A 25,291-nucleotide genomic window follows, 5' to 3' on the forward strand; every position below is an offset into this window, starting at 1 on the left:
GGTTTCCCGTAATATTTGTTCGGCGGTGTCCTACTCTCCCACAGGGTCCCCCCTGCAGTACCATCGGCGCTGTAAGGCTTAGCTTCCGGGTTCGGAATGTAACCGGGCGTTTCCCTTACGCTATGACCACCGAAACACTATGAAACTCATGCAGCCGCACCATACCGTGACCATGGCATGGGGCCGTTCGTGGTTTCAGAACCAACACAGTGGACGCGAGCAACTGAGGACAAGCCCTCGGCCTATTAGTACCAGTCAGCTTCACCCATTACTGGGCTTCCACATCCGGCCTATCAACCCAGTCGTCTACTGGGAGCCTTAACCCCTCAAGGGGGTGGGAATACTCATCTCGAAGCAGGCTTCCCGCTTAGATGCTTTCAGCGGTTATCCCTCCCGAACGTAGCCAACCAGCCATGCCCTTGGCAGGACAACTGGCACACCAGAGGTTCGTCCGTCCCGGTCCTCTCGTACTAGGGACAGCCCTTCTCAATATTCCTGCGCGCGCAGCGGATAGGGACCGAACTGTCTCACGACGTTCTAAACCCAGCTCGCGTACCGCTTTAATGGGCGAACAGCCCAACCCTTGGGACCGACTCCAGCCCCAGGATGCGACGAGCCGACATCGAGGTGCCAAACCATCCCGTCGATATGGACTCTTGGGGAAGATCAGCCTGTTATCCCCGGGGTACCTTTTATCCGTTGAGCGACGGCGCTTCCACAAGCCACCGCCGGATCACTAGTCCCGACTTTCGTCCCTGCTCGACCCGTCGGTCTCACAGTCAAGCTCCCTTGTGCACTTACACTCAACACCTGATTGCCAACCAGGCTGAGGGAACCTTTGGGCGCCTCCGTTACTCTTTAGGAGGCAACCGCCCCAGTTAAACTACCCATCAGACACTGTCCCTGATCCGGATCACGGACCCAGGTTAGACATCCAGCACGACCAGAGTGGTATTTCAACGGCGACTCACCGTGAACTGGCGTCCACGTTTCAAAGTCTCCCACCTATCCTACACAAGCCGAACCGAACACCAATATCAAACTGTAGTAAAGGTCCCGGGGTCTTTCCGTCCTGCTGCGCGAAACGAGCATCTTTACTCGTAGTGCAATTTCACCGGGCCTATGGTTGAGACAGTCGAGAAGTCGTTACGCCATTCGTGCAGGTCGGAACTTACCCGACAAGGAATTTCGCTACCTTAGGATGGTTATAGTTACCACCGCCGTTTACTGGCGCTTAAGTTCTCAGCTTCGCCACCCCGAAGAGTGACTAACCGGTCCCCTTAACGTTCCAGCACCGGGCAGGCGTCAGTCCGTATACATCGCCTTACGGCTTCGCACGGACCTGTGTTTTTAGTAAACAGTCGCTTCTCGCTGGTCTCTGCGGCCACCCCCAGCTCGAGGAGCAAGTCCTCTCACCAGTGATGGCCCCCCTTCTCCCGAAGTTACGGGGGCATTTTGCCGAGTTCCTTAACCATAGTTCACCCGAACGCCTCGGTATTCTCTACCTGACCACCTGAGTCGGTTTAGGGTACGGGCCGCCATGAAACTCGCTAGAGGCTTTTCTCGACAGCATAGGATCATCCACTTCGCCACAATCGGCTCGGCATCAGGTCTCAGACTCATGGTGTGCGGATTTGCCTACACACCGTCCTACACCCTTACCCCGGGACAACCACCGCCCGGGATGGACTACCTTCCTGCGTCACCCCATCACTCACCTACTGCAAGTCTGGTCCGTCGGCTCCACCACTTTCCATTCCCCGAAGGGTCCGGAACGGCTTCACGGACTTAGCATCGCCTGGTTCAATGTTTGACGCTTCACAGCGGGTACCGGAATATCAACCGGTTATCCATCGACTACGCCTGTCGGCCTCGCCTTAGGTCCCGACTTACCCTGGGCAGATCAGCTTGACCCAGGAACCCTTAGTCAATCGGCGCACACGTTTCTCACGTGTGTATCGCTACTCATGCCTGCATTCTCACTCGTGAACCGTCCACAACTACCTTCCGGTGCTGCTTCACCCGGCACACGACGCTCCCCTACCCATCACAGCGGGCGTTGGCCCTATTGCTGCAATGACACGACTTCGGCGGTACGCTTGAGCCCCGCTACATTGTCGGCGCGGAATCACTAGACCAGTGAGCTATTACGCACTCTTTCAAGGGTGGCTGCTTCTAAGCCAACCTCCTGGTTGTCTGTGCGACTCCACATCCTTTCCCACTTAGCGTACGCTTAGGGGCCTTAGTCGATGCTCTGGGCTGTTTCCCTCTCGACCATGGAGCTTATCCCCCACAGTCTCACTGCCGCGCTCTCACTTACCGGCATTCGGAGTTTGGCTAAGGTCAGTAACCCGGTAGGGCCCATCGCCTATCCAGTGCTCTACCTCCGGCAAGAAACACACGACGCTGCACCTAAATGCATTTCGGGGAGAACCAGCTATCACGGAGTTTGATTGGCCTTTCACCCCTAACCACAGGTCATCCCCCAGGTTTTCAACCCTGGTGGGTTCGGTCCTCCACGAAGTCTTACCTCCGCTTCAACCTGCCCATGGCTAGATCACTCCGCTTCGGGTCTTGAGCGTGCTACTGAAACGCCCTATTCGGACTCGCTTTCGCTACGGCTGCCCCACTCGGGTTAACCTCGCAACACACCGCAAACTCGCAGGCTCATTCTTCAAAAGGCACGCAGTCACGACGCACCGAGTAAACTCGATGCGCGACGCTCCCACGGCTTGTAGGCACACGGTTTCAGGTACTATTTCACTCCGCTCCCGCGGTACTTTTCACCATTCCCTCACGGTACTATCCGCTATCGGTCACCAGGGAATATTTAGGCTTAGCGGGTGGTCCCGCCAGATTCACACGGGATTTCTCGGGCCCCGTGCTACTTGGGTGTCTCTCAAACGAGCCGTTGATGTTTCGACTACGGGGGTCTTACCCTCTACGCCGGACCTTTCGCATGTCCTTCGCCTACATCAACGGTTTCTGACTCGTCTCACAGCCGGCAGACTGTGAAAGAGAGATCCCACAACCCCGTACACGCAACCCCTGCCGGGTCTCACACGTATACGGTTTGGCCTCATCCGGTTTCGCTCGCCACTACTCCCGGAATCACGGTTGTTTTCTCTTCCTGCGGGTACTGAGATGTTTCACTTCCCCGCGTTCCCTCCACATACCCTATGTGTTCAGGTATGGGTGACAGCCCATGACGACTGCCGGGTTTCCCCATTCGGAAACCCCCGGATCAAAGCCTGGTTGACGGCTCCCCGGGGACTATCGTGGCCTCCCACGTCCTTCATCGGTTCCTGGTGCCAAGGCATCCACCGTGCGCCCTTAAAAACTTGGCCACAGATGCTCGCGTCCACTGTGCAGTTCTCAAACAACGACCAGCCACCCATCACCCCCAACCTGAGCTGGAGTTCACTGGGGCCGGCATCAGAAGGACGAGCAACGCTCGCACCCTCAGATACCCAACAGCGTGCCCGGCACCCCAGCCACTCGTGATCAGCTTTCCACGCTCCGAAGAGCAGTACTTGCAGCCCGAGATGACTGAAAATGCCGAATAATCAACGTTCCACCCATGAGCAACCAGCACCGGACGTACGCCGATGTACTGGCCTCTGAACCGGCCCCCGAAGGGACAGGCTTAGAAGTGCTCCTTAGAAAGGAGGTGATCCAGCCGCACCTTCCGGTACGGCTACCTTGTTACGACTTCGTCCCAATCGCCAGTCCCACCTTCGACAGCTCCCTCCCACAAGGGGTTGGGCCACCGGCTTCGGGTGTTACCGACTTTCGTGACGTGACGGGCGGTGTGTACAAGGCCCGGGAACGTATTCACCGCAGCAATGCTGATCTGCGATTACTAGCAACTCCGACTTCATGGGGTCGAGTTGCAGACCCCAATCCGAACTGAGACCGGCTTTTTGAGATTCGCTCCACCTCACGGTTTCGCAGCTCTTTGTACCGGCCATTGTAGCACGTGTGCAGCCCAAGACATAAGGGGCATGATGACTTGACGTCGTCCCCACCTTCCTCCGAGTTGACCCCGGCAGTCTCCTGTGAGTCCCCATCACCCCGAAGGGCATGCTGGCAACACAGAACAAGGGTTGCGCTCGTTGCGGGACTTAACCCAACATCTCACGACACGAGCTGACGACAGCCATGCACCACCTGTACACCGACCACAAGGGGGGCACTATCTCTAATGCTTTCCGGTGTATGTCAAGCCTTGGTAAGGTTCTTCGCGTTGCGTCGAATTAAGCCACATGCTCCGCTGCTTGTGCGGGCCCCCGTCAATTCCTTTGAGTTTTAGCCTTGCGGCCGTACTCCCCAGGCGGGGAACTTAATGCGTTAGCTGCGGCACCGACGACGTGGAATGTCGCCAACACCTAGTTCCCACCGTTTACGGCGTGGACTACCAGGGTATCTAATCCTGTTCGCTCCCCACGCTTTCGCTCCTCAGCGTCAGTAATGGCCCAGAGATCCGCCTTCGCCACCGGTGTTCCTCCTGATATCTGCGCATTTCACCGCTACACCAGGAATTCCGATCTCCCCTACCACACTCTAGTCTGCCCGTATCGAATGCAGACCCGGGGTTAAGCCCCGGGCTTTCACATCCGACGTGACAGACCGCCTACGAGCTCTTTACGCCCAATAATTCCGGACAACGCTTGCGCCCTACGTATTACCGCGGCTGCTGGCACGTAGTTAGCCGGCGCTTCTTCTGCAGGTACCGTCACTTTCGCTTCTTCCCTGCTGAAAGAGGTTTACAACCCGAAGGCCGTCATCCCTCACGCGGCGTCGCTGCATCAGGCTTTCGCCCATTGTGCAATATTCCCCACTGCTGCCTCCCGTAGGAGTCTGGGCCGTGTCTCAGTCCCAGTGTGGCCGGTCGCCCTCTCAGGCCGGCTACCCGTCGTCGCCTTGGTGAGCCATTACCTCACCAACAAGCTGATAGGCCGCGGGCTCATCCTTCACCGCCGGAGCTTTTAACCTCCACCCATGCGAGTGGAAGTGTTATCCGGTATTAGACCCCGTTTCCAGGGCTTGTCCCAGAGTGAAGGGCAGATTGCCCACGTGTTACTCACCCGTTCGCCACTAATCCCCACCGAAGTGGTTCATCGTTCGACTTGCATGTGTTAAGCACGCCGCCAGCGTTCGTCCTGAGCCAGGATCAAACTCTCCGTGAATGTTTACCGGTAATCCGGTCGACACCACGAGAGCGGAACAGCCAGGCGGAATAAGCCCGGCCGTTCACAGCGTCCTCGCTGTGTTTTGTTTCAAAGGAACCTCATCCTCGGCTATCACTGCCGGGGACGGGGTATCAACATATCTGGCGTTGATTTTTGGCACGCTGTTGAGTTCTCAAGGAACGGACGCTTCCTTTGTACTCACCCGAGAGACTCTCTCAGGCTTTCCTCCGGGCGCTTCCCTTCGGTCTTGCGTTTCCGACTCTATCAGATCTTTTCTCGACCCGATTTCCTCGGTGCTTTCCAGGTTCCCGCTTTTGTTTCGCGGTTTCCTTTCCGGCGGTTCCGACTTTATCAGAAGTTTCTGGCCGGTCTGACCGGCCATTCATTTTCCGACTTATCGGGAGTGCCTCTGTTGAATCTTGGATTCAAGAGGCTGACAGATACTAACCGCTGCCGACCGGACGTTGTCCAGTTCCAGGCAACTGTTCGAATCTACCTCCCCACGCGCTCCGTGTCAACGGCTCTTGTGGGGCGAAGAGGAGACTAGCAGCCCGGCGGGGCCGTCCGCACATCAAGCGGCCGTCGGCACCGCGGCGCTGCGCTCGGTGGCCTCGACGTCGCCCGTGTCACCAGCTCGGGCGGCTCTGCCGCCCACGACGTAGACGTACGCGAGGAAGACCAGTTCGGCTGTGATGCCGATGGTGATGCGGGCCCATGTCGGCAGGCCCGACGGGGTGACGAAGCCTTCGATGGCGCCGGACACGAAGAGGACCAGCGCGAGGCCGATCGCCATGCCGACCGCGGCTCGGCCCTCTTCGGCGAGCGCGGTGCGCCGGGTGCGTGGGCCCGGGTCGATGACCGTCCAGCCCAGGCGGAGCCCGGTGCCGGCCGCGACGAAGACCGCTGTCAGCTCGAGCAGGCCGTGCGGGAGGACGAGGCCGAGGAAGGTGTCGAGCCGGCCTGCCGAGGACATGAGGCCGGCCCCGATACCGAGGTTGAGCATGTTCTGGAAGAGGATCCAGAGGACCGGCAGGCCCAGGAAGACCCCGAGGACCAGGCACATGGCGGCGGCCTGGGCGTTGTTCGTCCAGACCTGGGCGGCGAACGCCGCGGCCTGGTGGCTCGAGTAGTACGTCTCGTACAGGCCGCCGGGTCGGGTGAGCTCGCGCAGTTCTTCGGGGGCCGCTATGGAGGACTGGACTTCCGGGTGGGTACCGATCCACCAGCCCAGAAAGACGGCGACGGCGGTGGAGACGAGCGCCGTGGGCACCCACCAGTGGCGTGCCCTGTAGACCGCTGCGGGAAAGCCCTGCGTGAGGAAGCGGGTGACGTCGCGCCATGAAGCGCGCCGGGTTCCCGTGACCGCGCTGCGCGCGCGTGCCACGAGTTGGGTGAGCCGACCGGTGAGCTGCGGGTCGGGGGCGCTGGACTGGATCAGGGACAGGTGGGTGGCGGTGCGCTGGTAGAGGGTGACGAGTTCGTCGGTCTCGGCGCCGGTGAGGCCGCGCCGACGGAGCAGAAGGGCGTCGAGACGGTCCCATTCGGCTCTGTGGGCGGAGACGAAGACGTCGAGGTCCATCGGTGTGCCTGCTCCTCGGCTGTTCGTCGGCGGCCGGTGATGGATGTCAGCTTGTCGTACTGCGGCGCGATGTGCCTTCAGCTTGGCAGACTGGTCGTTCCAGGGGTGGGCCGGGGAAGGGACGACGGGCGTGAGCGAGCTGGTGACGGGTGAGGCTGTGGCGTTGGAGCTGCGGCCTGCCAGGCTGCCCAGCCGGGCGTTGGCCGTGCTGCTGGATCTGGTCGTGGTCTTCGTCGTCTATGTCGTCGTGAGCATCGCTCTGGTGGCGGCGACCGCTTCCCTGGACGAGGCGGCACAGATCGCGCTGTCGATCGCGATGTTCCTGCTGGTGCTGGTGGGCGGGCCGATCGCGGTGGAGACGCTCAGCCACGGGCGGTCGCTCGGGAAGATGGCGTGCGGGTTGCGGGTGGTGCGGGACGACGGTGGGCCGATCCGGTTCCGGCACGCGTTGGTGCGGGGTGCGCTCGGTGTGGTGGAGATCCTCCTGACGATCGGAGTGGTGGCCTGTATCGCCTCGCTCGTGTCGGCGCGGGGGCGCCGGCTCGGGGATGTCTTCGCCGGGACGCTGGTGGTTCGGGAACGTGTGCCTGTGGCGCGGTCCGGTTTCGTCCCTCCCCCTCCTCCCTGGCTGGCGGGACGGTTCCAGGCACTTGATCTTTCGTCCGTGCCTGATGGGCTGTGGCTGGCCGTCCGCCAGTACCTGGGGCGGATGTACCAGCTGGATCCGCAGGTCGGCCAGTCGATGGCGGAGCGGCTGGCGGGAGATCTCGCCGCGTGTACGGGGACGCCGGTACCGCAAGGGGTTCCGGCGGCCGCGTATCTGGCGGCGGTGGTACAGGAGCGGCAGGTTCGGGAAGCGCGACGGGCCTTCGCGAACGGCCGGGTGGCGGGATGGCCTGTGGGTGAGGGTGGAGCCGGAGCTGTGGGCGGTGCGCCCGGGGGTTACGGCCCGCCGGTGCCGTACGGGCCGCACACGCCGTACGGGCCGCCGGTGGCGTACGGGGAGTCCGTGCCGTACGGGGCGCCGGTGGCGTACGGGGAGTCCGTGCCGTATGGGGCTCATACGCCCTACGGGCCTCCGGTGTCGTACGCACCGCCGTACGGGGCGCCGGTGGGGCACGGGCCTGCTCCTGTGCAGTCGTCCGCTGCGGCTGCTGGGGTTCCGTCGGCGGACGGCTCCGCGGTGCCGGTGGAGGGGGCGGCCGCCGATCCGTCCCCGGGCCCGGCGACTGGGTTCGTGCCGCCGGCGTAGTCGCCTTCGGAGCGGTTTCAGTCGAAGGTCGACGGGGGGGTCTCGAGGTCTTCCAGTTCGATGCCGGGGGCTGCGAGGACGACGTCCCCGGCGATGTGCACCGCGTGCTGTTCCCCGGTGTCCAGGGCTGTGACCTGGTATGCGTCCACGGTCAGGGGGCCGTTGTCAGTGGCGTGTGTTTCGCTTCCCAGCAAGGTCCAGGACTGGTCCACGGTGCGCGGGGCGAGCACCGGATCGGTGAAGGCCACGAGGCGTACCCAGGTGGAGGAAGAGGGGGTGAGGCGTAGCAGCCGGCTGGTCGCGACGAGGAACGCGGGGGACGTGCCGGTGAAGGCGTGGGCGGGGACGTTGCCTTCTGTCGCCTCAGTGCCGGTGGGGTCGGTGCGGACCCAGGTGACGCCGTCGAGGGCCGCGCCGCGCACCTGCCAGCTGCTCGCGTGGAGTTCGAGGCGGAGGGGGCGGCCGAGGTCGTCGAGGGTGAGGTCGACGGAGCCGGTGTGTTCGCCGGTGGGGGTGGTCAGTTGAGAGACGTAACGCCAGCCGGAGGGGCCGGGGGCGCAGTGGAAGTGCTCGTCTGCGAGAGGGGTGTGATCGTGCGGATCGTGGAGCGAATATCGGCCGCGGGGCATGGGGGTCCTGGAGTGTGACGGGCTGGGCGGGTCCGTCTCGACGGGCGGGCCGGGCAGACTGACGGCCGATGCGGCCGTGGGCCGAAGGGGCAGGCCCCCGGCACGGGGGTGCGGGGGCCTGCCTCGGAGGACGTACCTGGTGCTGAGAAGCGGGTCGGTGCACGGAGTCAGTGCACGGACGCGCTGTCAGCGGGTGGAGCTGCGGAATCAGTAGCGGTACTGGTCCGACTTGTAGGGCCCCTCGACCTCGACGCCGATGTAGGCGGCCTGCTCGGGGCGCAGCGTGGTGAGTTTGACGCCGAGTGCGTCCAGGTGGAGGCGGGCGACCTTCTCGTCGAGGTGCTTGGGCAGCACGTAGACGTCGATCGGGTACTCCTCGGGCTTGGTGAACAGCTCGATCTGGGCCAGGGTCTGGTCCGCGAAGGAGTTGGACATCACGAAGGAGGGGTGGCCGGTGGCGTTGCCCAGGTTGAGCAGGCGGCCCTCGGACAGCACGATGAGGACCTTGCCGTCCGCGAAGGTCCAGGTGTGGACCTGCGGCTTGACCTCGTCCTTGACGATGCCGGGGATCCGGGCGAGACCGGCCATGTCGATCTCGTTGTCGAAGTGGCCGATGTTCCCGACGATGGCCTGGTGCTTCATCCGGGCCATGTCGGCGGCCATGATGATGTCCTTGTTGCCGGTGGTGGTGATGAAGATGTCGGCCGTCTCGACGACCTCGTCGAGCGTGGTGACCTGGTAGCCGTCCATCGCCGCCTGCAGCGCGCAGATCGGGTCGATCTCGGTGATGATCACCCGGGCGCCCTGGCCGCGCAGCGACTCCGCGCAGCCCTTGCCGACATCGCCGTAACCGCAGACGACGGCGGTCTTGCCGCCGATGAGGACGTCGGTGGCACGGTTGATGCCGTCGATCAGGGAGTGGCGGCAGCCGTACTTGTTGTCGAACTTCGACTTGGTGACGGCGTCGTTGACGTTGATCGCCGGGAACAGCAGCGTGCCGTCCCGGTGCATCTCGTACAGGCGGTGGACACCGGTCGTGGTCTCCTCGGTCACGCCGCGGATCTCCGAGGCGAGCTGCGTCCACTTCTGCGAGCCCTCGGTGATGGTGCGGTTGAGGAGCTCGAGGACGACGCGGTGCTCGTCGTTGTCGGCGGTGTCGACGGAGGGGACCTTGCCGGCCTTCTCGTACTCGACGCCCTTGTGGACCAGGAGAGTGGCGTCACCGCCGTCGTCGAGGATCATGTTCGGGCCGCCGGTGGGGCTGTTCGGCCAGGTCAGCGCCTGCTCCGTGCACCACCAGTACTCCTCCAGGGTCTCGCCCTTCCAGGCGAAGACCGGGACGCCCTGCGGGTCCTCGGGGGTGCCGTGGGGGCCGACGGCGACGGCGGCGGCCGCGTGGTCCTGGGTGGAGAAGATGTTGCAGGACACCCAGCGGACCTCGGCGCCGAGGGCGACCAGGGTCTCGATCAGGACGGCGGTCTGCACGGTCATGTGCAGCGAGCCCATGATCCGGGCGCCGGCGAGGGGCTGGGTGGCGGCGAATTCCTTGCGGATCGACATCAGGCCGGGCATCTCGTGCTCGGCCAGGGTGATCTCCTTGCGGCCGAACGCGGCCAGGGAGAGATCGGCGACCTTGAAGTCCTGTCGGTTGTCGACAGTCGTCATGGTGAGCTGCTCCTCGGGGTGTGGGTCGAGAGAGTGGGTACGGCTGGTCTGCGCGGCGGCGGACACAGGGGTGCCCGAAGAAGGGCACAGGCATGCCCACGTGCGCGCAGCGCAGTCCGTCGGAGGCCCTCTCTCCCTCGGACGGTCCGCACTGGGACCGCCCGACCGCCATCAGCAGCGACGTCTGGCTCCGTTCCAAGCTACACCGGAGTGGCGGGACGGCCCCAGTCCGTCTCCGATCAGATCGCGCCGATCACGGTCGGTGAGGGAGAGACGCGACAGGGCCCGCCTGGCGAGGCGGGCCCTGTCGGGGGTGGTGCGGGTCAGTGCTCTGTCGGGTGCTGTGTGGGGCCGCCCGGAGCCGCCTCGGGGTCGGAGCCCTTGGCGGCCTCGGCCTCGCTGTAGATGTCGGGTTCGAGGTAGATGACGCGGGCGATCGGGACCGCGGTGCGGATGCGGGACTCGGCAGCGTTGATGGCGGTGGCGACCTGGGTGGCCGTGTCGTCGTGCTGGACGGCGATCTTGGCGGCGACCAGGAGTTCCTCGGGGCCCAGGTGGAGGGTGCGCATGTGGATGACGCGGGTGACGGTGTCGCCGTCGACGACCGCCGCCTCGATCTTCCGGAGGTCTTCGGTGCTCGCGGCCTCGCCGAGGAGGAGGGACTTGGTCTCGGCGGCGAGGACGAGGGCGATGAGGACGAGGAGGATACCGATGCAGAGGGTGCCGATGCCGTCCCAGACGCCGTCGTCGGTGAGCAGTGCCAGGCCGACGCCGCCGAGCGCGAGGACCAGGCCGACGAGGGCGCCCAGGTCCTCCAGGAGGACGACCGGAAGCTCGGGTGCCTTGGCGCGGCGGACGAACTCCTTCCAGGAGTGGTCGCCCCGCAGGGGGTTGGACTCCTTGATGGCCGTACGGAAGGAGAAGCCCTCGGCGATGATCGCGAAGACGAGGACTCCGACGGGCCAGTACCAGTGCTCGATCTGGTGCGGGTGCTTGATCTTCTCGTAGCCCTCGTAGATGGCGAACATGCCGCCGACCGAGAAGAGGACGATGGAGACGAGGAAGGCGTAGATGTAGCGCTCGCGGCCGTAGCCGAAGGGGTGTTGCGGGGTGGCCTCGCGCTGGGCCTTCTTGCCTCCGACGAGGAGCAGGGCCTGGTTGCCGGAGTCGGCGAGCGAGTGCACGCCCTCGGCGAGCATCGACGACGAGCCGCTGAACGCGAACGCCACGAACTTCGATGCCGCGATCGCGAGGTTGGCCCCGAGTGCCGCCACGATCGCCTTGGTGCCGCCTGACGCGCTCATGTTTTCGCGTTGTCCCTTCGCCTACGTGCGTACGCCGTGCAGGGCGGGGCGCCTTCTTCGGCTTTGCCCGTCCTTTGCCGGGGGGTCATTCTTGCAGCCCTGTTCGGCAGCGGTGCGTCAGGTCGTCACGACGGTGGTCCGACGACGACCGTGGCCCGGAAGACCGTACCCGCCCCGGTCACTTCGGCCTTGTGCCCCGCGGGGACGAAGACAGACGTGCCGGGTGTCAGCTCGTGCTCGCCCGCTCGGACGGCGCCCGCGGTGCACAGGAGGATCTGCGGGGTGGGGAGGGTGAGGTCGTGGGCGGAGGCGCCGGGCGAGAGGACGTAGCGCGACAGGCGGAACTCGTCGATGGGGGTGTCGTAGACCTCTTCGCCGTCCGGGGCGGCTTCGGGGCGCAGTACGCCGGGGTCCGCGGGCTCGAAGCGGACGATGCGCAGGAGTTCGGGGACGTCGACGTGCTTGGGGGTGAGGCCGCAGCGCAGCACGTTGTCGGAGTTGGCCATGATCTCGACGCCGAGGCCGTCGAGGTAGGCGTGCGGGATGCCGGCGCCGAGGAACAGGGCTTCGCCGGGCTGGAGTCTGACGTGGTTCAGCAGCATCGCGGCGATGACGCCGGGGTCGCCGGGGTAGTGGTGGGCGATGCCGGCGTAGGGGGCGTAGTCGCCGCCGAGGCGGTCGCAGGCGGCTGCCGCCCGGGCGACGGTGTGGGCCATCTCCTCGCGGTCGGCCGTGAGGATCGCGGTGAGGACCTCGCGCAGGGCGGCTTCCTCCGGCTTGGCGTGCAGGAGGTCGACGTACGGCTTGAGGGAGTCGACGCCGAGGCCGTCCAGGAGGTCCGCCGCGTGCGAGGGGGCGCGGAAGCCGCACAGGCCGTCGAACTCGGTGAGGGCGCAGATGAGTTCGGGCTTGTGGTTGGCGTCCTTGTAGTTGCGGTGCGGTGCGTCGACGGGGACGCCGCGGCGCTCCTCGTCCTCGTATCCCTTCTCGGCCTGTTCCAGGTCGGGGTGGACCTGGAGGGAGAGGGGGGCGCCGGCGGCGAGGATCTTGAGGAGGAAGGGGAGGCGGGGGCCGAACCTGGCGACCGTCGCCGCGCCGAGTTCCTGCTGCGGGTCGGCCTCGATGATCTCGACGAGGGTGCCTCGGTCCGTGCGTGAGGGTGCGCCCGGGTGGGCGCCCATCCACATCTCGGCCTGCGGTTCGCCGGTCGGCTCGGTGCCGAGCAGGTGCGGGATCGCGGTGGGGGAACCCCAGGCGTAGGGGCGGACGGTGTTGTCGAGGCGGTCCATGCGGTTCTCTCAGGCTCCTGAGGCGAGTGCCAGGTAGACGGCGGCGAAATCCGTGGTGGCGATCAGTTCGGCCAGGGTGACGAGTTCGTCGCCCTCTTCGGGCTCGAGTTCGCTGATCGGCGTGTCGTGGCTGAGGACCAGTTCACGGGCGGCCGAGGCGGCGGTGAGGCCGCCGATGGGACGGTCGCGCAGCAGCACCACGCGCGCGTGCAGCGCGGGTGCTTCCTCGACGCGGTCGCGGAAGAAGTCGTCCGGGTCGGCGCTGGCGGCGAGGGGGCCGGCGAGGATCGCGTTGTGTTCGGCGAGGGCCTGGGGGAGTTCGGCCACCAGGGCGGGACGGCCGGCGAGTTCGGCGAGGGCGGCGGCGAAGCGGCGGCCCGCGGGGCCTGCCGAGGTGCCTTCGGTCCAGATCACCGGAAGGGAGTCGGCGAGTTCGCCGGCCAGGGTCTTCGCCGGGTTGCTGTAGGTCGCGACGGCGGGGCCGCAGCGTTCGGCGACCTGGTCGAGCCGGTCGGCGACCCGTTCGAGCTCCTCGGGCGGGGCGGAGAGCAGGGCGACGCGGTCGAGGAGGGCGAGGAGAGGGGTGAGGAGGGCCCAGAGGATTCCGGGGGCGGAGGCCGCGTCCGGTACTCCCTCGTCCTGTTCGTACGGTGCGGTCGCGAGCGGCACGAACAGTCCGTGGGCGGCGCCTGCCGCTTCGGTGAGCGGGGAGTCGGCGGGGGCCACGGCGGCGACCGTGCAGCCGCGGCGGTAGGCCTGTTCGGCGAGGAGCGAGAGGCCGGGCTCGCTGCCGTCGGGGGTGGCGATGAGGAGAAGGTCCACGGAGCCCGCCCAGCCGGGGAGTTCCCAGCGCAGGGCGCCTGCGGCGGGGGCGACGCCGGTGGGTGTCAGCCGGATGACGGGGCAGGCGGCGCCGGCGAGCGTGCCGAGGAGGTCGGCGACGCAGGTGGCCGCCGCGCCGGGGCCCGCGATGAGGATCGCGCGGGGGCGGCCGTCCGGCTGGAGGTCGTGGACACCGGCCTCGGCCGCGTACCGGGCGGCGGTGCGGACGCGGGCGCCGGCCTCGGCCGCGCCGCGCAGGAGCGCCCGGTGATCGGCCTCGGCCAGGGCCTCCGGCGTGTCGAGCAACGAGTCGTCGAGCATGTCGGCAGTCTCCGATCGCCTGGGGCGTCGTCGGTGTGCGGGGCCGGGGGTGTGGCGTGGGCGTCGCCGGGGAGGCGTGGTGCTCGGCGCGGTTGCGGCCGGGCGCCGGGTGCTCGGTCCGGGGAACGCCGGCGGGCCGTGGGCGGCGCGGGTGCTGGTGCGGGGTGCGGTGCGGTCGCGCGGCGCGTTGTCAGGCGGGGTGGCGGGCCTCGTCGACGAGGAGGACGGGGATGCCGTCGCGGACGGGGTAGGCCAGGCCGCAGTCCTGGCCCGTGCAGATCAGCTCCGTGTCCTGCTCCTCGAGGGGGGAGTGACAGGCGGGGCAGGCGAGGATCTCCAGGAGGCCGGCTTCGAGCGGCATGGGGTGTCCCTTCGGGGTGTGCGGATGTGCCTGGTCAGGGTACCGCTGGTGGGGTTGGGGCGTGGGAGTTGGGCGGGACCGGGTGAGGCGGGACGAGGCCGGGCGGGACACCGCCTGCGGTACCGCTGGTCCGGGACCCCGTGGGGGCTTCAGGCTCGGATGACGGCCAGTGCCTCGTCGCGGATCTTGGCCATCGTGGGTTCGTCGCGGGCTTCCGCGTTGAGGCGGAGGAGCGGCTCCGTGTTGGAGGGGCGGACGTTGAACCACCAGTCGGCGGCGGTGACCGTCAGGCCGTCGAGTTCGTCCAGGGTGACGTCCTCGCGGTCGCCGTAGACCGCCTTGATCGCGGCGATGCGGTCGGCCTGGTCGGCGACCGTGGAGTTGATCTCGCCGGAGCCGATGTAGCGGTCGTACTCCGCGACCAGGGAGGAGAGCGGGCCGTCCTGTCCGCCGAGGGCTGCGAGGACGTGGAGGGCGGCCAGCATGCCCGTGTCGGCGTTCCAGAAGTCCTTGAAGTAGTAGTGGGCGGAGTGCTCGCCGCCGAAGATCGCGCCGGAGCGGGCCATCTCCGCCTTGATGAAGGAGTGGCCGACCCGGGTGCGGACGGTGGTGCCGCCGTTCTCCCTCACCACCTCCGGGACGCTCCAGGAGGTGATCAGGTTGTGGATGATCGTGCCCCTGCCGCCGTTGCGCGCGAGCTCGCGGGCGGCCACGAGGGCCGTGATCGCGGACGGGGGGACCGGCTCGCCGCGCTCGTCGACGACGAAGCAGCGATCGGCGTCGCCGTCGAAGGCGAGGCCGAGGTCGGCGGACTCCTCGCGGACGCGCTTCTGGAGGTCCACGAGGTTCGCCGGGTCCAGGGGGTTGGCCTCGTGGTTGGGGAAGGTGCCGTCCAGCTCGAAGTACAGGGGGACGAGCGTCAGGGGCAGACCGTCGAAGACCGTGGGGACGGTGTGGCCGCCCATGCCGTTGCCCGCGTCGACGACGACCTTCAGGGGGCGGACGGAGGTCAGGTCGACGAGTGCGCGCAGGTGCGCCGCGTAGTCCTTCAACGTGTCGGCCGTGGTGATGGTTCCCGGGGTCGGGGCGGGTGCGGGGGCGCCCGAGTCCATCCAGCCTTCCACCAGTTCCCGGATCTCCGTCAGGCCCGTGTCCTGGCCGACCGGGGCGGCGCCCGCGCGGCACAGCTTGATGCCGTTGTACTGGGCCGGGTTGTGCGAGGCCGTGAACACGGCGCCGGGCAGGTCGAGTGTGCCCGAGGCGTAGTACAGCTGGTCCGTCGAGCAGAGGCCGATCTCGGTGACGTGTGCGCCGAGGGCCGCCGCCCCGCGCGCGAAAGCGCCGGACAGGGCGGGCGAGGAAGGGCGCATGTCGTGGCCGACGACGATCGCCCGGGCGCCGGTCACCCGGACGAAGGCCGCGCCGAACAGCTCGGCCAGCGACTCGTCCCACTGGTCCGGGACCACCCCGCGTACGTCGTACGCCTTCACGATCTGTGACAGATCAGCAGCCACGGCCAGCCTTCCTGGAGTCTCTGGGTCACCACAAACTACCCGGGCCGGATCTGCGCCCGCGGCGGGGCCGCCCAATGGACCCACAGACGTACCCGTGCCGCCGTTCCTCGGCGTCCTGCGAGGTGGGGCCGCGGCTACGGCAGCATCCAGTCCAGCACGGGTGAACTCTGGCCGATCACGATCAGGCACATGACCAGGAGCGGTCCGAGGCTCCACGGTGAGCACCTTGCGCAGCAGGTCGCCCTTCCGGCCCGCGAGGCCGACGGCGGAGCACGCGATGGCCAGGTTCCGCGGCGAGATCATCTTGCCGAGGACACCGCCGGGGCTGTCGGCGGCGGCCGGCGGCTCCGGGGCAGACGCGACTCGCGGCCGCGGTGACCTGGAGGGCGCCGAAGAGCGCGTCGGCGGAGGTGTCCGAGCCGGAGACGGCGACGCCGAACCGGCCGAGCACCGGGGAGAGGAAGGCGAGGCCGGCGCCGGTCGCCGCCACGAAGTGGCCGCTGGTGGCGGCCTGTCCGGAGAGGTTCGCGACGTCGGGGAAGGGCCAGTCGTAGGTCCGCATGCCGTTCTGCGCGAGCCGGTTCTCGACCGGCGGGATCTGGGCCACGGAGAAGGTCACGACGATCAACGCGGAGGGGCGTAGGCGCGCACGATCTCGGCGGTGGGTCCCGTTCGACCAACTCCTCGCTGTGGGTGCCCGTCAGGGCCGATGCGCGTACGGCTTCGACGGCGGGCACGCGCGTGTGCGGTACGGCGGCCAGTGCTGCGCGCCCGCCAAGGCGGCGCCCATTTCGGCGAGTCGGGCAGAGGCGTAGTTGACGGGTGCGAACTGGGCGACGGTGAAAGCGGTTCCACACGCCAGGGCGGGAACCCATGTCTCGCGCAGGCATCGTCGGCCGTCCACGAGACCGGCCAGGACGAGCGGTACGGCGAGGGCGACCAGCGGGGCCTGACGGCCCACCACCGACGCAACGATGTCCAACGGCAGGAAGGTCGTGTCCGCGACAACCGCGCGTCACTGGGCGTGCGTCGGTCCCTGCAGACGAGCGGAGGGATCCGGCTGGAGGAGGGAACGCCTGGAGGAGGGAACCGGCTCAGTTGTCCGGCGAGCGCAGCACCCGGAGGTGGCCGCGGCGCGCGACCTCCATCGGGTCGATCGCGCGTCCGCCGCCGGCCCCGGCCGCGCGCTGCTGCGGACGGGCCGCCTCGCGGACGGCGTTGGCAAGCGCTTCCAGGTCGTCACCACTGGGGCGTGCCGGAGCCGAACCGTCGAGGAGCCGGACGACCTCCCAGCCGCGCGGGGCGGTGAGGCGCTCGGAGTGCTCGGCGCACAGGTCGTAGCAGTGGGGTTCGGCGTAGGTCGCGAGCGGGCCGAGGACCGCGGTCGAGTCGGCGTAGACGTACGTCAGCGTCGCGACGGCGGGTCGGCCGCAGGCAGTGCGCGAACAGCGACGTACAGGGCTCACGACGTTGGACGGTACCGCACTCTTGAGCGGGCCGCGACGACTCTCCACCAGGTCACTCCACCGTGTCGTGTTGTGAAACGCCCCACGGGCCTCTCCAGTCATACCTCGCTGACCTGCGCGGACACCAGTCCTCGAGCACAGGAAGAGCTCGACTCGTAGTCACCACTCGACACAAACGGCATCAATTGCGATGAGTTCACCGGTCTCGGAGAGATACGGAATCGAGCCCAACCTTGGCTGGAATGGTCATCCCGCGACACGGAGGGCGCGGTGGCAGGTGTCGGTCGGGTCGCCGTGTGGGGCCGGGCGCCGGGTCACGGCGGGGACTACGCTTCAGTAGTGATGGACAGCCCCGTACCGCCCCCCGCCGCAGGCCCCGGACCCCGCCGTCGCGACCGCCACGGCCGGGGCATGCGAGGGCCGATCGCGCCGCCCCAGGTCCCCTTGGCCGCCAGTCGCGCCGACGTGTTCGCGGATCTTGTGCAGGACTCCGTGGAACGGCTGGAGCGGCGGTGGCCGCAGCTCGCCGACATGGACTTCCTGGTGCTGGAGGTGCCGCGTCTGGACGCGGCACCGGAACCGTGGAACGACGAGGCGGTACCGCTGGGCGGGACGATTCCCGCGCGCGAGGGACGGCGGGCGCGGGTCGTCGTCTACCGGCGGCCGGTCGAGATCCGCACCAAGGGGCGGGACGAGCGGGCCGCGTTGGTGCACGAGGTGGTCGTGGAGCAGATCGCGGAGCTGCTGGGGCTGACGCCGGAGACGGTGGACCCACGCTACGGCGAGGACTGAGCCCGCCCCCACCGCGCCCTTCCTCCGGCGTTCCCGGACAGCCCCTTCGGGCTACTTCTGCAGCACCGCGACGTCCTCGTCGGCCTCGGGGACGGCCACCGTCCCCCGGTCGTCCGGCAGGGTCTGGATCGTGAAGCCCGGGACGCCCTCCTGTGTGGCCGTCAGGGTGCGGGAGGCGTACACCGGGGTGTCCGTGAGGGGTTCCACGGTCAGCGCGTAGGTGCCCTTCAGGCCTGCGGGGACGGGGAGTTCGACCTCCTGGGTGGTGCCGGACGCGACCGTGTACGTCTTGGACACGGCCGTGCCGCCGCCGCTGCCGGCGGACGCGGTGACCTTGACCTTCGCGGCGCCCTCGGGGGCGGTCAGGGCGAGGGTGGCGCCCTTGGCGCTGTTGCCGGCGGCGGACGCGCGCGTGCCGACCGGAGCGGTGGCGGTGACGAACGCCGACTCCTGCCGCTCGCCCTTGCCGCGCAGGACCCGTACGGCGGCGACGACGGGCACCGACTGGCCCGTCGGGGTCAGGACCAGCGAACCGGCCTCCCCGCGCGTGACGTCGCCCAGGTCGACCGACGCCGTCATGCCCGCCTTGATGTGCAGTGTCTCGTGGCCGGCGGGGCTGATCAGGCCCGAGGGGGAGGCCAGTTGGACTTTCAGGTCGGCGTCCGCGTCGCCCGGCGCGTAGGCGATGAGGCGGACCGCCGTGGCGTCCTTGGGGATGCCCGGGACGACCTGGGTGCCCGCCGGATCGGTGGAGGCGGCGAGCCAGTCCCCGCCGAGCTTCTCGTCCAGGGCCTGCACGGCGGCCGCCACACGTCCGCTGCGGACGTTGACGTGGACGGTGAGGTCCTCCTGCTTCTCGCCGGTGAGCGTGGACAGCAGGATCGGCTCGCTGGAGTGCGCCGGGATCGTGATGCCGTCCCCGACCGTGGTCGTCAGGGCGCCGTCCTTGCCGTAGAGCTCGATGTCGGCGACGGCGGCGGCGTCGTCCGGGTTCGTGAGGTGGACGTAGTCCGTGCGGTCGGCGACGGTGCTGACGCCCGGGAACCAGAACTCCGTGTCCGGTGCGGTGCAGGTGACGCCCTGGAGGCCGCGCCCGCTGCCCGCGGTGACCTCGGTGGTCTCCTGGACGGTCCAGCCGGGGGCGAACTTCCCCTCGGCGGCGCCCAGCAGCGCGGGCGTCTCGCCGCCGGAGGTCGTGCCGACGGCCGGGGTGCCGGGCGCCTTGGGCGTGACGACGGGCTTCGTCGCCTTCTTCTTGTCGTCGGCCTTGTCGCTCGCCTTGTCGCTCGTCTTGTCGCTCGTCTTGCCGCTCGCCTTGTCCGTGGGCTGGTCGTCCGTCGTGGCCGCCGACTCCTCGGTGGCCGCGGTGAGTACGGCGGTGCCGTCGCCGTCCGTGCCCTTGGTGACGGGCGTGAAGGACGTGTACAAGGTGTCGGCGAGGTCGGAGGTGCTGGGCGAGGGGCAGAGCAGACTCGTGCGCTCCACGGGCAGTTCGGCGGCCGCCTCGGTGGTGTCCGGCCCGGCCGCGTCCGGCTGGTTGAGCGTGGCGAAGCCGGTGACCGCGGCGAGCGCGGCCGTGCCGGCGATCAGGGACAGGGTGGTGCGGTTCACTGCTGGCTCCCGTCGGGGCGCTCGTTGCCGGTGCCGTTGCCGGTGCCGTGGGGGTGCGGGTCCGGGTCGTAGGCGGGGTCGTAGCCGCCCTGGCCGTAGGCCGACGGGTCGTAGCCCTGCTGCTGGTAGGTCTGGTCGTACGGCGCCTGCTGGGCCTGGCCGTCGTAGGCGTACGGGTCGTACTGGCCGGCCTGGTAGGGGTCGTAGGCCTGCTGGTCGTAGCCGCCGGACGGGTACTGCTGGGCGCCCTGGTACTGCTCGCCCGCGTAGCCGCCGTACTCGGCGCCCGGGTAGCTCGTCCGGTCGCCGGCCCAGTCCCCGCCCTGCCCGTCCGGGGGGACTCCCATGTCGTACGACTGCTGCTGGGGAACCGCGACCGGGGGCCCCTCCTGCGGAGGCGGCGGGAACTCCTCGCCCTGGCCGCCCTCTTCGGACTCTGCCTCGGCCTGGGCGCGCAGACGGCGGGCGCGGCGGCCCTCGCCGTCGGCCGCCTGGGCCGGGACCGGTTCCTCCTCGGGGAGGTCGTCGTCGACGTCGCGGCGGCGGCCGGGGAGGGCGAGGACGACGAGGACGAGGACGAGGAAGCCCTGCGCCCACAGCCAGGCGGTGTGGGTGAACGGGTCGTCGTAGGTGACGTCCAGCTTCCCGCCGGACGCGGGAAGTTCGAAGCCCTGGGCCCAGCCGTCGACGGTGGTGGGGGTCAGGGGCCTGCCGTCGAGGGTGGCCGTCCAGCCTTCGGCGGCGGTGTCGGCCAGGCGCAGGACGCGGCTGCCGGAGCCGGCGGGGACGGTGGTGTGGATGTCGACGGGGCCCGCGGCGACCGGGGTGGCCGTGCCCTTGCCGGAGTCGGCGACGACGGCCGCGCGGGAGACCTCCTGGTCGACCCGCCACAGGCCGCTGCCGTCCTGCTGGCTGAGCCGCTTCAGGCCGGGTGTGGCGTCCAGGACGCGGGTGACGTCGCGGGGCGCGCCCTTGTGGACGAGGACGTAGCCCACGGCGAACCTGCCCAGCTGGTCGGCCTGGTCGGCGCCGGAGCCGGCGACGAGATTGGCGACGACCTTGTCCAGCTGCTCGTTCTCGCCGTCGGCCGCGGCGAGTTCGGCGTCGCCGAGGCGGGCGCCGGAGCCGCGGACCAGCATGTAGGCGACGCGGGCGGCGGAGTCGCTGTCGAGGACGAGGGTGCGGGCCTGGTCGCGGTTGCCGGCCTCCTCGGCCACGAACGCGGGCACCTGCACGGGATCGCGGCGCTCCAGGGGGCCGTCGGCGCCGCCGATCATCCAGCCGGCGGCGACGAGCAGCGGGCCGGCGGCCGAGGCGAAGGCGATCAGAGCGGCCACCGGCTGGCGCCAGCCGAAGCTCTGCTCGGCGACACGCGTGCGTGCCCCGTCGGCGCCGAGGGCGGCGGCGGCGAGGAGGGCGATGCCGTAGACGAGGGTGGCGGGGCCGGCCCAGGTGGAACCGTTGGACAGGATCCCGAAGACGAGGCCCAGGAGGGCGACCGCCCAGGCCGCCCAGACGCCGAAGTGGCGGTCCGAACGCAGCAGCGCGGCCAGTGCGGCCAGCACGATGCCGATGAGCATCAGGCCGTCGACGGTGCCGGGGCCGCCGGGGCTGGCGCCGAGCAGGTCGAGCGCGGTCGCGGTCGACGGGCCGTAGTCGAGGCCGGCCTGGGTGAAGAAGCCGAACGGCAGCAGGGACAGCGACCAGGGCGCGAGGATCAACAGGGGCGTGCCCAGCTGGGCCAGGAAGCGCGGGCCGTAGGCGGTGAGCTCGCGGCGGCGCACGGCCAGGACCGCGACGCCGAGGACGAGCGCGATGGGCCAGACGATCGGCGTGAACGCGGTGGCGATCGTCAGCAGGAGCGCGTACGCCCAGGTGGCGCGCCAGCTGCCGCGGGCGCCGGACGCGTGCGCCAGGCCGCTCGCGGCGACGCCCGCGCGGGCGATCAGCGGCAGCAGGACGGCGAGGACGGCGGTGCCGACCCGGCCGCCGGCGAGGGCGCCGGTGGCGGCGGGCAGGAAGGCGTAGACGACGGCCGCCCAGGCGCGCAGGAGGCGTGACTCGACGAGCGGCCGGGATGCGAAGTAGGCGGTGAAGCCGGCCAGCGGAACCGAGCAGACCAGCAGCACGGTGAGGGCGAGCCCGGTCGAGCCGAACAGCAGGGTGGCCAGCGTCGCGATGATCGCGAGATAGGGCGGGGCGGACGGGGTGCCGCCCGCGCCGATCGGATGCCAGGCGTCGAGGTAGCGCGACCACAGCTCCGAGGCGTCGGCCGGGGCGGGCAGCAGGGCGCCGCCCGCGAGCGCGCCGCCGCCGAGGAGGTTGCGGCAGGCGACCAGGGAGACGAGCAGCAGGACCAGGAAGAGCACCGGGCCCGGCTTGCGCGCGATGCGCTTGAGGCGGGCGAACTGCTCGATCTCCAGGAAGTCGGCGTCGTCGCCCCCGGGTCCGGACTCGACGGCGCCGCCGTGCCGCCCCGCGCCGGAGGTGGCCTCGGGGTCGGAGGAGCCGAAGAAGTCGCCGGCGGCCTGTTCGACGGTGGCCCGTACGGTCGCGCCGGGGGGCGGGAACAGGGGGCGCAGTTCGTCCTTGTCGACGGCCGGCTTCCCGCGCCTGCGTCGCCCGGCGATGATCCGCTCGGGCCGCAGCAGGGTGCCCAGCAGACCGCGGAGCTCGTCGACGGCCTGTCCGGGGACCTTGCCGACGAGGTAGGCGACGGTCCGCAGCAGTGTGCCGAGGATCAGGCGCACGAGGATCCACGGCAGTAGGGCGGTGCGGCTGTTGACGAGGAGGGTGTAGACGGCGCCGGCCTTGTCGACCTTGTGCGGGGAGGCGCTGGTGCGGCCCGCGCAGTCGACGGTGCGGCGCTCGCGGGAGGCGGCCTCGGCATGCCGTACGACGGCCTCCGGCGCGATGAGGACGCGGTGGCCGGCGGCCTGCGCGCGCCAGCACAGATCGACGTCGTCGCGCATCAGGGGCAGGCGGCGGTCGAAGCCGCCGAGCTGTTCGAAGACGTCGCGGCGGATCAGCATGCCGGCGGTGGACACCGACAGCACGGACCGGACGTGGTCGTGCTGCCCCTGGTCCTGTTCGCGGCGGTCCAGGCCCGTCCAGCGGCGGCCGGAGTGGGCGATGGTGACGCCGACCTCGAGGAGCTGGCGGCGGTCGTACCAGCCGCGGAGCTTGGGGCCGACGACGGCCACGTCGTCCCGGCCCAGTTCGAGCTCGTTGTCGACCACGCGCAGCAGTTCGGCCAGTGCGTCCGGTTCCGGGGCGCAGTCGTCGTGCAGCAGCCACAGCCACTGGACGGGCTCTCCGTGCGGGAGCTCCGGCAGGTCGTAGGTGTCGTCGCGCCATGTGCGCGTGACGGGGTCCCAGCCGCTGGGGCGCTTCAGGTACGGCAGGTCCTCGGGGGTGAGGACCGGAGCCGTCCGGTTGGCCTCCTCCACGGCCTGGCCGAACCCGGTGCGCCGGGCGAGGTGCAGGACGCGGTCGTCACCGAGGGCCTCGGTGACCAGGCGGGCGGAGTCGTCCGAGCTGCCGGTGTCGGCGGCCATGACGGACTGGACGGGGCGCTCCTGACCGAGCAGCCCGGCGAGCGCGTCGGGCAGCCAGCGGGCGCCGTCGTGCGCGACGATCACCGCGGTCACTACATGACGCGGGAACTCAGGTGTGGCAGCGCGGTCTTGATGGGCTGCCGTGTGGCTGTGCACGGACATCGAGGTACGGGCCCCGGTTCGGTGGACTGCGGTGGACGCCTGCGCCGTGTGGGGCGGCGGGGTGTCTCGGACGAGCGCCCACACTATCGGCTGGGCAGGACGACGGCCCGCCGCCTGTGGACAACCCACGTGCGACGGGCCGTTCGGACCGTTGTCTGCGCGTACCGCGATGCCGCGACGCCCTTGTGCTGTCGATCCGTGCGGTTCTCAGACCGCCGCCTTCTTCAGCCGGCGGCGCTCCCGCTCGGACAGGCCGCCCCAGATGCCGAATCTCTCGTCGTTGGCGAGGGCGTACTCAAGGCATTCGGAACGGACCTCGCAGGCGAGGCAGACCTTCTTCGCCTCGCGGGTGGAGCCGCCCTTCTCGGGGAAGAAGGACTCGGGATCGGTCTGGGCGCACAGCGCGCGCTCCTGCCAGCCGAGTTCCTCGTCCGCGTCGTCGACGTCGACCAGCAGTTGCTGCACCAGCTCGGTCATGTGCGCCCCTCGCTCTGTCTTTCGCGTCCCCGTGACCTGGCCGTTACCGATTTCGGCTGAACGACACGAGTGAAATTACAAGTGTGCTGCTCCGGGCGAGTCAAGCCGAGATCTGCTATTGGGCCCCTTATTCACTCTGCGGAACCAAGGCCATGCGTTAAGTGTTCAAATCGCCATAAACCTTGACAAGCAGATGGAGCCCCGGAGGGCCACCGGCCCCGCACAGTGCTTGCACGGGGAAGGACGCCCAAAGGTGCGATCCCGTTGCGGCACGCACGCGGAAGCGAACATGATCACAGTCGGATCACGGGATCGCCTCGAGGCTTGCGCGCCCGGCTTGTGCGCCATGTGTCCCGAAGGGCAGGTGCACAAACCTTTCGCCTCCGAGATGGACCGGATGAGGTGAACCCTGTCCCACATACCGGGCGTCGAGTTGACAGTGAAGGTGTGAACCGCTGTCCTTGTGGGCATGCTCGCGAACTTGGCACTCACCTCGACCGGCTCCGCCGGGTCCCACGGTGCTGCCCGCTCTCGCTTCGGCTGTCGTCCCTGTTCCAGCTGTTGAGCCCAACGCGCTCCGGCTGCTCCTCCTGAGTCCACCGCGACTCGGCTGCTGTTTCCCTCCGGCCCACACCAGGGCGCTCCTGCTCCACCCGTGATCCGGGCGGACGGTACGCGACACCCAGCAGGCCCCCCACTCTTCCGCCTCTCCGCCGAGGAACCACCCCACCCCATGAACAGCGACAGCGACCTCCAGATCGCGGGCGACATCCTCGAAGTCCCGCACCTTCTCCAGGCACCGCGCGAGCACCCTGCCACCGTTGCGGAATTCGTCGGCCTGGCCCGTTCGATCGCCGCGGACCGCGCCCAGTGGGAGCACCTGGTCCGGTACGACGCGACGACCCGCTGGTACCACCGGCTGCGCACCGGTCCCGGCTACGAGGTGTGGCTGCTGTCCTGGGTGCCCGGCCAGGGCAGCGGACCGCATGACCACGGCGGCTCCTGCGGGGTCCTCACCGTCCTGGACGGCGAGCTGACCGAGCACACCGAGCGAGGCGAGCGGGTGCTGGGGTCGGGTGTGCAGAGGGTGTTCGCGCCGGGGTACGCGCACGAGGTCGTCAACGACGCGCTGGAGCCCGCGGTGAGCCTGCACGTGTACTTCCCGGGACTGACGGACATGCCCATGCACTCCGGGTCCCGGCTCCGCACGGCCGGAAGGAACCCCGGCGCCTGCGCCGCGTTCGCCCCGTACGGACACGCCGACACCGTCAGCTCGTGAACGCGGCCGGTCGCCGTCG

Annotated in this window: 15 protein-coding genes, 3 rRNA genes and 1 pseudogene; 3 read left to right on the forward strand and 16 right to left on the reverse strand. The window is 68.7% G+C overall.

From position 1 onward, the window contains the following. Positions 1–17: 17 nt before the first annotated feature. The 4 genes from rrf to QF030_RS17845 form a co-directional block, all read right to left on the reverse strand. A 5S ribosomal RNA gene (rrf, locus tag QF030_RS17830) occupies positions 18–134 on the reverse strand. Between the two features lie 91 nt (positions 135–225). Further along, positions 226–3,347, reverse strand: a 23S ribosomal RNA gene (locus tag QF030_RS17835). A gap of 316 nt (positions 3,348–3,663) precedes the next feature. After that, positions 3,664–5,189 (reverse strand): 16S ribosomal RNA (locus tag QF030_RS17840). Together the 16S, 23S and 5S rRNA genes form the textbook arrangement of a ribosomal RNA operon. Positions 5,190–5,763: 574 nt before the next feature. Next, positions 5,764–6,771 carry a stage II sporulation protein M gene (locus QF030_RS17845; protein ID WP_307163665.1) on the reverse strand — a complete coding sequence of 336 codons (1,008 nt, stop codon included), beginning with the start codon at positions 6,769–6,771 and terminating at the stop codon, positions 5,764–5,766. A gap of 130 nt (positions 6,772–6,901) precedes the next feature. Between QF030_RS17845 and QF030_RS17850 the strand changes: the two genes are divergently transcribed. Further along, on the forward strand, positions 6,902–8,023 hold the full coding sequence (locus QF030_RS17850; protein WP_307163666.1) for an RDD family protein: 1,122 nt from the start codon (positions 6,902–6,904) through the stop codon (positions 8,021–8,023). 17 nt (positions 8,024–8,040) lie between these two features. Here QF030_RS17850 and QF030_RS17855 read toward each other — a convergent pair whose 3' ends face one another. From QF030_RS17855 to QF030_RS17895, 9 genes and pseudogenes are all read right to left on the reverse strand, one after another. Beyond that, entirely contained in the window at positions 8,041–8,652 is a 612-nt protein-coding gene (locus tag QF030_RS17855; RefSeq protein WP_307163667.1) for a hypothetical protein, read from the reverse strand. A 207-nt stretch (positions 8,653–8,859) separates the two neighbouring features. Next, complete coding sequence (gene ahcY / locus QF030_RS17860; RefSeq protein WP_307163668.1) at positions 8,860–10,317, reverse strand: adenosylhomocysteinase; 1,458 nt, start codon at positions 10,315–10,317, stop codon at positions 8,860–8,862. A 323-nt stretch (positions 10,318–10,640) separates the two neighbouring features. Next, positions 10,641–11,621 carry a cation diffusion facilitator family transporter gene (locus QF030_RS17865; RefSeq protein ID WP_307163669.1) on the reverse strand — a complete coding sequence of 327 codons (981 nt, stop codon included), beginning with the start codon at positions 11,619–11,621 and terminating at the stop codon, positions 10,641–10,643. Between the two features lie 125 nt (positions 11,622–11,746). Continuing rightward, positions 11,747–12,910: a mannose-6-phosphate isomerase, class I gene (manA, locus tag QF030_RS17870; RefSeq protein WP_307163670.1), complete on the reverse strand. Its 1,164-nt coding sequence runs from the start codon at positions 12,908–12,910 to the stop codon at positions 11,747–11,749. 9 nt (positions 12,911–12,919) lie between these two features. Next, on the reverse strand, positions 12,920–14,053 hold the full coding sequence (locus tag QF030_RS17875; RefSeq protein ID WP_307163671.1) for an SIS domain-containing protein: 1,134 nt from the start codon (positions 14,051–14,053) through the stop codon (positions 12,920–12,922). A 190-nt stretch (positions 14,054–14,243) separates the two neighbouring features. Further along, complete coding sequence (locus tag QF030_RS17880; RefSeq protein ID WP_078890202.1) at positions 14,244–14,414, reverse strand: Trm112 family protein; 171 nt, start codon at positions 14,412–14,414, stop codon at positions 14,244–14,246. A 149-nt stretch (positions 14,415–14,563) separates the two neighbouring features. After that, the gene (locus QF030_RS17885; RefSeq protein WP_307163672.1) at positions 14,564–15,928 is read right to left on the reverse strand and encodes a phosphomannomutase/phosphoglucomutase; all 1,365 of its coding nucleotides are present in this window, start codon (positions 15,926–15,928) and stop codon (positions 14,564–14,566) included. Positions 15,929–16,062: 134 nt separating this feature from the next. Then, positions 16,063–16,934, reverse strand: a pseudogene (locus tag QF030_RS17890) (L-lactate permease); the annotation flags it as partial. Positions 16,935–17,022: 88 nt separating this feature from the next. Beyond that, positions 17,023–17,442, reverse strand: a complete 420-nt coding sequence (locus QF030_RS17895; RefSeq protein WP_307163673.1) for a DUF3499 domain-containing protein — start codon at positions 17,440–17,442, stop codon at positions 17,023–17,025. Between the two features lie 363 nt (positions 17,443–17,805). On the opposite strand from QF030_RS17895, the gene QF030_RS17900 reads away from it, so the two are divergent. Next, positions 17,806–18,186, forward strand: a complete 381-nt coding sequence (locus QF030_RS17900; RefSeq protein WP_307163674.1) for a metallopeptidase family protein — start codon at positions 17,806–17,808, stop codon at positions 18,184–18,186. 51 nt (positions 18,187–18,237) lie between these two features. On the opposite strand, the gene QF030_RS17905 is transcribed toward QF030_RS17900, so the two are convergent. From QF030_RS17905 to QF030_RS17915, 3 genes are all read right to left on the reverse strand, one after another. Next, entirely contained in the window at positions 18,238–19,797 is a 1,560-nt protein-coding gene (locus tag QF030_RS17905; RefSeq protein WP_307163675.1) for a DUF5719 family protein, read from the reverse strand. Further along, complete coding sequence (locus tag QF030_RS17910) at positions 19,794–23,516, reverse strand: glycosyltransferase family 2 protein (protein ID WP_307163676.1); 3,723 nt, start codon at positions 23,514–23,516, stop codon at positions 19,794–19,796. The genes QF030_RS17905 and QF030_RS17910 overlap by 4 nt, the downstream gene beginning before the upstream one ends. Positions 23,517–23,723: 207 nt before the next feature. After that, positions 23,724–23,993, reverse strand: coding sequence for a WhiB family transcriptional regulator (locus QF030_RS17915; RefSeq protein ID WP_020128551.1), 270 nt, complete (start codon positions 23,991–23,993; stop codon positions 23,724–23,726). Positions 23,994–24,726: 733 nt separating this feature from the next. Here QF030_RS17915 and QF030_RS17920 point away from each other — a divergent pair. Further along, a complete protein-coding gene (locus tag QF030_RS17920) occupies positions 24,727–25,272 on the forward strand; it encodes a cysteine dioxygenase (protein ID WP_307163677.1) in 546 nt (181 codons plus the stop codon). Positions 25,273–25,291: the final 19 nt, after the last annotated feature.

Origin of the sequence: Streptomyces rishiriensis (assembly GCF_030815485.1) — a bacterium.
GTDB lineage: Bacteria > Actinomycetota > Actinomycetes > Streptomycetales > Streptomycetaceae > Streptomyces > Streptomyces rishiriensis_A.